Genomic DNA, 6,776 nt, shown 5'->3' with positions numbered 1-6,776 from the left:
ACCCAGCGGGGCTTTAACAAGGTGACCGCCCTCTGGCTCGAGGTCGGCAGCTTCTCCTGTGTCGACCCGGACACCATTGCCTTCTGTTTCGAGGCGGCCGCCAAGGGCACTGCCGTCGAAGGGGCCCAACTGCACTTTCAGCACAAAGCGGCAGAGGCCTGGTGTTACGACTGCAACCAGACGGTCACCCTCACCGAGCGCGGGCAGGCCTGTCCCGGGTGTGGCGGATACAAATTACGAGTCGCGCAGGGCGATAGCCTGCGCATCACCGACATCGAGGTAAGTTGATATGTGTAGCGTATGCGGATGCGGCCAGGCGCGGATCGCCGGCCATGAGCACGATCATGAACATGATCATGAACATCACCATGAACATGGTCATGAGCACGACCATCATCATGCTCATGACGCGCATCACCATCATGACCACGAGCAGAGCGCACCACGCACTCTGATCATTCACCACCACTATCACCATCAGGGGGATGTCCATCACCACTACCACGGGGTGCGAGCTCCCATAAGCCACGAGGGTCATGATCACCCCCATGAGCACCCCCACGGCCATCATCATGATCACGCCCACTCTCATGAGCACGGTCATTCCCACGCCCACCCCCATGATCACAACCATGACCATGACCATGACCATGACCATCAGCAGGGTGATCTGCACTATGGCAAAGGGGAAGCGGGATTGTCGGTGCCCGGCATGGGGCAACGTCAGCTGATCGCCATCGAGATGGATGTGCTGGCCAAGAACAATGCGCTGGCGGCCCACAACCGCGAGCACTTCACAGCCGCCGACCAGCTGGTGCTCAACTTGGTATCTAGCCCGGGTTCAGGCAAAACCACTTTGCTGTGCGAAACCCTGCGCCAACTGGCCGATAAACGCCCTTGCGCGGTGATTGAAGGAGATCAGCAGACCAGCGCCGATGCGGATCGCATCCGTGCCACCGGCGTGCCTGCCGTGCAGATCAACACCGGCAAGGGCTGCCATCTGGACGCCAAAATGGTCCACGACGCCTGCCACCAGCTGCCCGCCAATCAAGGGGGCATCCTCTTTATTGAGAATGTGGGCAATCTGGTCTGCCCCGCCAGCTTCGATCTCGGCGAGAAGTACAAGGTAGCGATCCTCTCCGTCACCGAGGGGGAAGAGAAGCCGCTGAAATACCCGGACATGTTCGCCGCCGCCCAGCTGATGGTGATCAACAAGATTGATCTGCTGCCCTACGTCAGCTTTGACGTGGCCCGCTGCATCGAGAACGCCAAACGGGTCAACCCCTATATCCAGGTGATCCAGGTCAGCGCCACTACAGGCGAAGGGATGGATGCCTGGCTGAACTGGCTGGCAAGTGCTTGAAATCAACCGGTTAAACGCCACTGATAACGGTAGAAAACAAGAGAGGGAGGCTGATGCCTCCCTCTCTTTTATCTGTAGACCTTGTCGGTCGTGCTATCCGTCCAAAATGGCCAGCATCCCACACTCGCTTCCCCTCACCCTGGCCCTCTCCCCAGGGAGAGGGAACCGGTTTGTGGATGCTAGCGAGATGCTCGAAGTACGCGCAGCCCCCCAGAAAGTCTGTAGGCATAACAACCCGCCCTGTTTCCTAAACCCTGAGCGTGGTGAGATGGCACCTTCTGCTCCCTTCTCCCCTTGCGGGAGAAGGGTTGGGGATGAGGGGAACCAACTCTCAAGCCGCGCTTTCGGTCAGCTCCCCAGATTCGGGCTGCACCTCACCAAAGCGCAGCACCCGATGACAGATCTGGCGCAGCAGTGCCTGCTGGTGACTGAAGATCACCATGCCAAGCCCGCGCTGCTCGCACTCAACCATCAACTCCCGCCAGAGCTGGCGCTGAATTTGCGGATCCAGCTGGGCGGTCACCTCGTCGGCAATCAGCAGTCGAGTGCGGGGATCGAGGGCGCGCAGCAGCGCGATGCGGGCCAGCTCGCCACCGGAGAGCTGACCGGGCTTGCGACTGAGCCACGCAGGCTTGACCATAAAGCGGGCCAGCATGGCGTCATCGGGGCGCCATACATCCCAGAGCGCCTGGCCGGTGGTGCGGTAGGGATTGAAGGTCAGTTCCGGGTGCTGGGGCACCAGCTGGATGGGGTTATACCCCTTCACTTGCTCAGGCACAGGCTGCCCATCCAGCCGCATTTCCCCGCTTCCCCGAATCGGTTGCCAACCCGCCAATACCCGCCCCAGCGTGGTCTTGCCATAACCGCTCGGGGCGGAGATGCCGAGCCGTTCGCCCGCTTTGACTGCCAGCGATAGCCCCTGCCAGAGGGGGCGTTCCCCCTGGGCAATGGTGAGACCTCGTACTTCAAACATCAGGAAACCTCCGGCACAGAGAAGAGCGCGTTGAACTCCGGCAGCGCCTGCCAGTGAGCACGGAGCATCTCGCTCCCCTGGCCTTGCCGCAGATGCTGGCTGCTCAAGGTGTCGCTCACCAGCCCCTGATGGAGCGCCACGATGCGATCGGCAAAACGGGCTGCCAGCGCCAGATCGTGAGTGACCCAGAGGATACCGCTGCCCTGATTGGCCAATTCGCGCAACTGGCTGAGTAACAGACAGGCCAGCCCTTCATCGAGCCAGGCGGTGATCTCGTCCGCCAGAATGTAGCGGGCGCCACCAAGCGCCGCAGTGCAGGCCAGAATGCGCTTGGCCATGCCGCCGGAAAGCTGGCGCGGATAACGGTCCAGAGTGGCAGCGGGCAGCTGGTAGCGCAGCAGTTGTTCACCAAGCCGCTCGCGAGAACCGTTCTGGCCACACAGACGCGCCGCACGTCCCAGCTGGCGCTCCACCGTCAGCAGCGGATTGAGGGCGCTCACCCCCTGCGGCACATAGCAGAGGGTGTGCCCGCGCAGACGGGCCCGACTGGCATCGCACAGAGGCGTGCCATCAAGGGAGATGGAACCGCGCATCCGCAGGTTGTCCGGCAGCAGGGTCAGGGCACTTTGCAGCAGCAGGCTCTTGCCCTCGCCGCTCCCCCCCACCAGCGCCACTATCTCCCCCGGCGCCAGTTGCAGGCTGATATCGGTCAGCAGGGGCTGCCAGCTGCGCCGTCCCAGCCAGGAGTAGTGGGCCGCCTCTATGGTCACATGGTCAAAACTCAGCATGGTTCACTCCTGTGCCACAGCAGCTGTTGCAAAGCGCGGGTAGCCTGATCAAACAGCAACACCAGCAGCAGCAACATCAGCCCCGGGAAGAGGGCCAGCCACCAGCCGCCACCGGCCAGATAACGCAGGGCATCGGCCAGCAGCAGACCCAGCGAGGCCTCATGGGCCGCCAACCCAAAGCCGAGAAAGCTCAAGGCGGCGCTGTGCAGCACCGCATGAGGAAACATCAGCAAGGTGCCGATAAAGCACTGAGGCAACAGCCCCGGCAGCAGGTGGGTGCGCCAGCGACGCAGCGCCCCCATCCCCTGACAGCGGGCCAGCACCACATAGTCGCTGCAGGCGATCCGCCGCGCTTCCGCGCAGAGAATGAGCGCCAGCTTGGGCCAGTGAGTCAGCGCCACCGCCAGGATCACTCCGCGCATGCCGCCTCCCACGGTAAAGCAGATCAGGATCAGCAGCAGCATATGGGGCAGCGCCAGCATGGCGTCAATGAGCAGCCGCACCGCCACATCGCATCTGGGATGAATGAGCGAGAGGCTTGCCGCCACCATCGCCAGCAGCCCACTGCAGAGAGCCGTGCTGATCCCCAGCTCCAGACTGGTGAGGGTGCCCTGAAAGGCGCGCAACCAGAGATCCCGCCCCATCTGATCGGTGCCGAACCAGTGGACCAGCGAGGGGGGTTGCTGGCGCGCCAGCAGATCCATCGGTACATCCTGATGGGAGAGACTCCAGCCGTAAGCGGCCAGCAGCGCCAATCCAATCAGGGCTACAGCGAGGCGCACTATGGAGGGAAGCGGATTAAACAGCATGCTCGCCCTCCCAGCCCCGATTGATGCGCGCCAGCAGCAAACTGGCCACTGTGTTGCCAATAAAGACCAGCAGGGTGCAGAAGAGGACAATACCCATCAGCAAAGGGATATCCCCCCGCAGCCCCGCATCCACGGTGGCCTGGCCGAGCCCCGGATAGGAGAAGACCTTTTCGGCCAAGAGCGATCCGCCAATCAGCTCGCCAAGGGAGGCAAACTGCAGGCAGAGCGCCGGGGTCAGGGCGTGGCGCAGCACGTGAAAACGCAGCATGGGCCAGCCGCCATCCCCCTGAGCGCGGGCGTAGCGGATAAAGTCGCTCGCCAGCACCTCTGCCACCCGCCCCCGGGTATGCAGGGCGATATTGCCCACCCCGAGCAGCGCCAGGGTAGTCACCGGCAGCAGCAGATGGCGTGCTCGCATAACCCAATCTGCCTCATCGGCGGAGAGGCCCGGCGTCCAGGCGCAGCAGACCGGCAACAGCGGCCAGTGCACCGCAAACAGGGCGAGCAGCAACAGGCCGACCCAGAAGGTGGGCAAGGAGGCGAGCAGGTAGGCAAAACGGCAAATCAGGCGATCGGGCCAGCGATTGAGATAGCGACCGGCGCAGAGGCCCAGCAAAATCCCGAAAAAACCGGATAGCAGCCAGGCACCCGCCAGCAGCAGGAAGGAGGCAGCAAAGCGCTGGCCTATTACCTCACCCACAGGTGCGTTGTAGATCATGGAGTAACCGAGATCCCCCCGCAGCACCTGGGTAAACCAGTGCCAGTAGCGCAGCCAAAGCGGCTGATCCAGCCCCCAGCGGGCAGCTATGCGGGCGTACTGCTCCGGCGGCACATGGAGCAGGTCGTTGCCGATATAGGCCTTGATGGGGTCGATGGGGGAGTAACTCAGCAGCACAAAGGTGGCGACAGAGACCAGACATAACAGCCCTGCCAGACGCAGCAGGGCTTTTAGCAACAAATAACCTGAATGACTCAAGGGCGAACTTAACGGCACGTCCACCGCCAATCCTGCAGGTTGTTGAGGAGTGACCAGCTACCGTGGATTTCCGGCGCCCCCTTGCCAAGATCGATGCAACGGTTGGCGAGATAGGTGTGCTGCACATTGAGCAGCCAGGCCCAGGCGGCGTCCCCCTGCACTCCGGCGCCGGTCTTGCCATCCCACTCCACCTGCTGCCAGAACGGCACGGCCGCCTGCCAGTTCGGGGCATCCAGCGCCTGCTTGAGGTGGCCATCCACCACAGGGTTGCTGTAGTAGCCCGGGTTGTAGAACTCCACGCCACCGGAGCCGCTCTGGTAGTGGTGATAGAGCTCCATGGGATCCAGACTCCCCCACCCCATCAGCACCGGATTGGCGTGCATCTCCCGCTCCACCTGCTCCCAGCTGCCGGACTTGAGGCTCACCTCGAGGCCGATGGGTTTGAGCATGGCCCGCACCGCTTCCGCCAGATCACGGCGGGTGCTGTCGCCACTGGTGTACCAGAGGGTAAAGGCGGCTCTCAGGTCGCCCTTGTGGCGAATACCGTCACTGCCCATCTTCCAGCCAGCCTCATCGAGCAGGGCGTTGGCATGGGCCGCATCCCCATCCTTGAAGGCGGTGGCTTTATTCAGCCAGGGCAAGCCTTCTACCGCGCTGTAGGCGGGGATGGCGTGTCCTTCCAGCAGCTGATCCGTCAGCAGTTTGCGGTCGATGGCGTAGTTGATGGCACGGCGCACCGCCACATCCGAGGTCACGTCGTTGCCGATGGGATAACCCTTGGCATCCTTGCCACCCGCAGGCGGAATGGGGAAGACGATGCCACGGTTCTCCACGCTCGGCCGCACCCACAGCTTGAGGGAGGCAGGCACGGTGGGCGCCAGTGACGGGGCGATGCGCACCACATCGAGCTGACTACTCTGGGCGGCGGCATAGGCGCTCTCTTCATCGATAAAGACAAAGACCAGCCGTTTGAAGTCGTTGTTGCCGCCGGCGTAATAGGGGTTCGCCTCCACCACCAGCTGTTGACCGGGCAGGAAGCTCACCAGCCGGTAAGGGCCGGCACCGACCGGCTTTTGGGCATATGCTTTTGCGTCGTAATCCTTCTTCGACACTATGCCCAAGGATCCCAGCACGTTGACGAAGGTGCTCTGGGGGGCACTCAAGGTGATGGCAACCTCGGTGGGCGAGAGCACCTTGGCCGAGACAAAGTTGCCCATGTCGATCTTGCCGCCACCCTTGGCCGCGCTGTTGTAGGTAAAGGCCACATCCTCGGCGGTGAGCGGCGCGCCATTGGAGAATTTCAGGTCAGGCTTGAGGGTAATGATCCACCCCTTGCCATCCTTGCTCGGGGTCACCGCCTGGGTGAGCACATTCTGCCAGCTGAGCTCGGCATTCTGTTTGAGCAGCGGACTGTGCAACAGCAGGTAGCTGCCATGGCTCCAGCCGAGCAGAGGGTCAAACCCTTCGGTGGGTTCAGCTCCGATGGCGAGCTTGAGCTCGGCAGGCACAGGTTGGGCAGCGGCCAGCGCCGCGTGAGAGGCGGTGCCCAGCAGCAGAGTCAACAGGGCGGCAGCACTGGTGCCACAGTAATAGCGAAGAGAATTGCGTGGAACAGTCATGGGGATCCTTCTTGTTTTGTACCACTCACGGATCATCACTCAAAAAAGAGGCGGAATGCGTGTCTGAACATGGGAGTGAGGGGCCAAAATGGCCCCCTATTCTAAACTTGATTTCGCGTGAAACCTAGCGACTATGCCGGTTGACCACGCCGGGCACCGAATAGCCGTCTGCGGCCCAGGTCCACTCCGCCAGCCCCTTGCTGCACCGGCAAGGAGAGCAGCATCTTGAGGGTGCTGCTCACCAGCGC

General features: G+C 62.4%; 7 protein-coding genes and 2 pseudogenes. 2 read left to right on the top strand and 7 right to left on the bottom strand.

Going from position 1 to position 6,776, the window contains the following annotated elements; all coding sequences use genetic code 11:
• Positions 1-288: hydrogenase maturation nickel metallochaperone HypA (gene hypA, locus AACS24_RS04735; RefSeq protein WP_258223103.1), on the top strand; the 288-nt coding region annotated here is incomplete at its 5' end.
• Here hypA and AACS24_RS04730 read toward each other — a convergent pair.
• Positions 266-676, bottom strand: a complete 411-nt coding sequence (locus tag AACS24_RS04730) for a hypothetical protein (RefSeq protein WP_375124576.1) — start codon at positions 674-676, stop codon at positions 266-268. The two genes, hypA and AACS24_RS04730, sit on opposite strands and share 23 nt — an antisense overlap.
• Here AACS24_RS04730 and hypB point away from each other — a divergent pair.
• Positions 590-1,363: pseudogene (gene hypB / locus AACS24_RS04725) on the top strand (hydrogenase nickel incorporation protein HypB); the annotation flags it as partial. The gene AACS24_RS04730 and the pseudogene hypB sit on opposite strands and share 87 nt — an antisense overlap.
• Before the next feature lie 331 nt (positions 1,364-1,694).
• Here the strand turns inward: hypB and AACS24_RS04720 are convergent.
• From AACS24_RS04720 to AACS24_RS04695, 6 genes and pseudogenes are all read right to left on the bottom strand, one after another.
• Entirely contained in the window at positions 1,695-2,336 is a 642-nt protein-coding gene (locus AACS24_RS04720) for an ATP-binding cassette domain-containing protein (RefSeq protein ID WP_108572517.1), read from the bottom strand.
• Complete coding sequence (locus AACS24_RS04715) at positions 2,336-3,124, bottom strand: ATP-binding cassette domain-containing protein (RefSeq protein ID WP_108572516.1); 789 nt, start codon at positions 3,122-3,124, stop codon at positions 2,336-2,338. Before AACS24_RS04715 ends, AACS24_RS04720 begins: the two co-directional genes overlap by 1 nt.
• Positions 3,118-3,933 carry an ABC transporter permease gene (locus tag AACS24_RS04710; RefSeq protein ID WP_108572515.1) on the bottom strand — a complete coding sequence of 272 codons (816 nt, stop codon included), beginning with the start codon at positions 3,931-3,933 and terminating at the stop codon, positions 3,118-3,120. The genes AACS24_RS04715 and AACS24_RS04710 overlap by 7 nt, the downstream gene beginning before the upstream one ends.
• Positions 3,923-4,933 (bottom strand): ABC transporter permease, encoded by a 1,011-nt coding sequence (locus AACS24_RS04705; protein ID WP_108572514.1) that lies wholly within the window; start codon positions 4,931-4,933, stop codon positions 3,923-3,925. Before AACS24_RS04705 ends, AACS24_RS04710 begins: the two co-directional genes overlap by 11 nt.
• On the bottom strand, positions 4,918-6,528 hold the full coding sequence (locus tag AACS24_RS04700; protein WP_108572513.1) for an ABC transporter substrate-binding protein: 1,611 nt from the start codon (positions 6,526-6,528) through the stop codon (positions 4,918-4,920). The genes AACS24_RS04705 and AACS24_RS04700 overlap by 16 nt, the downstream gene beginning before the upstream one ends.
• 131 nt (positions 6,529-6,659) lie before the next feature.
• Positions 6,660-6,776: pseudogene (locus tag AACS24_RS04695) on the bottom strand (hydrogenase-2 assembly chaperone); the annotation flags it as partial.

The organism is Aeromonas sp. HMWF016 (assembly GCF_963878195.1).
Taxonomy (GTDB): Bacteria; Pseudomonadota; Gammaproteobacteria; order Enterobacterales; family Aeromonadaceae; genus Aeromonas; species Aeromonas lacus.
Note: the sequence above shows the minus strand (reverse complement) of the source record. Positions and strands in the feature narration are given on the sequence as shown.

Coding starts and splice junctions, on each gene's coding strand:
- AACS24_RS04700 (WP_108572513.1), bottom strand. CDS start 6,528: ATGACTGTTCCACGCAATTCTCTTCGCTATTACTGTGGCACCAGTGCT.
- AACS24_RS04710 (WP_108572515.1), bottom strand. CDS start 3,933: ATGCTGTTTAATCCGCTTCCCTCCATAGTGCGCCTCGCTGTAGCCCTG.
- AACS24_RS04720 (WP_108572517.1), bottom strand. CDS start 2,336: ATGTTTGAAGTACGAGGTCTCACCATTGCCCAGGGGGAACGCCCCCTC.
- AACS24_RS04715 (WP_108572516.1), bottom strand. CDS start 3,124: ATGCTGAGTTTTGACCATGTGACCATAGAGGCGGCCCACTACTCCTGG.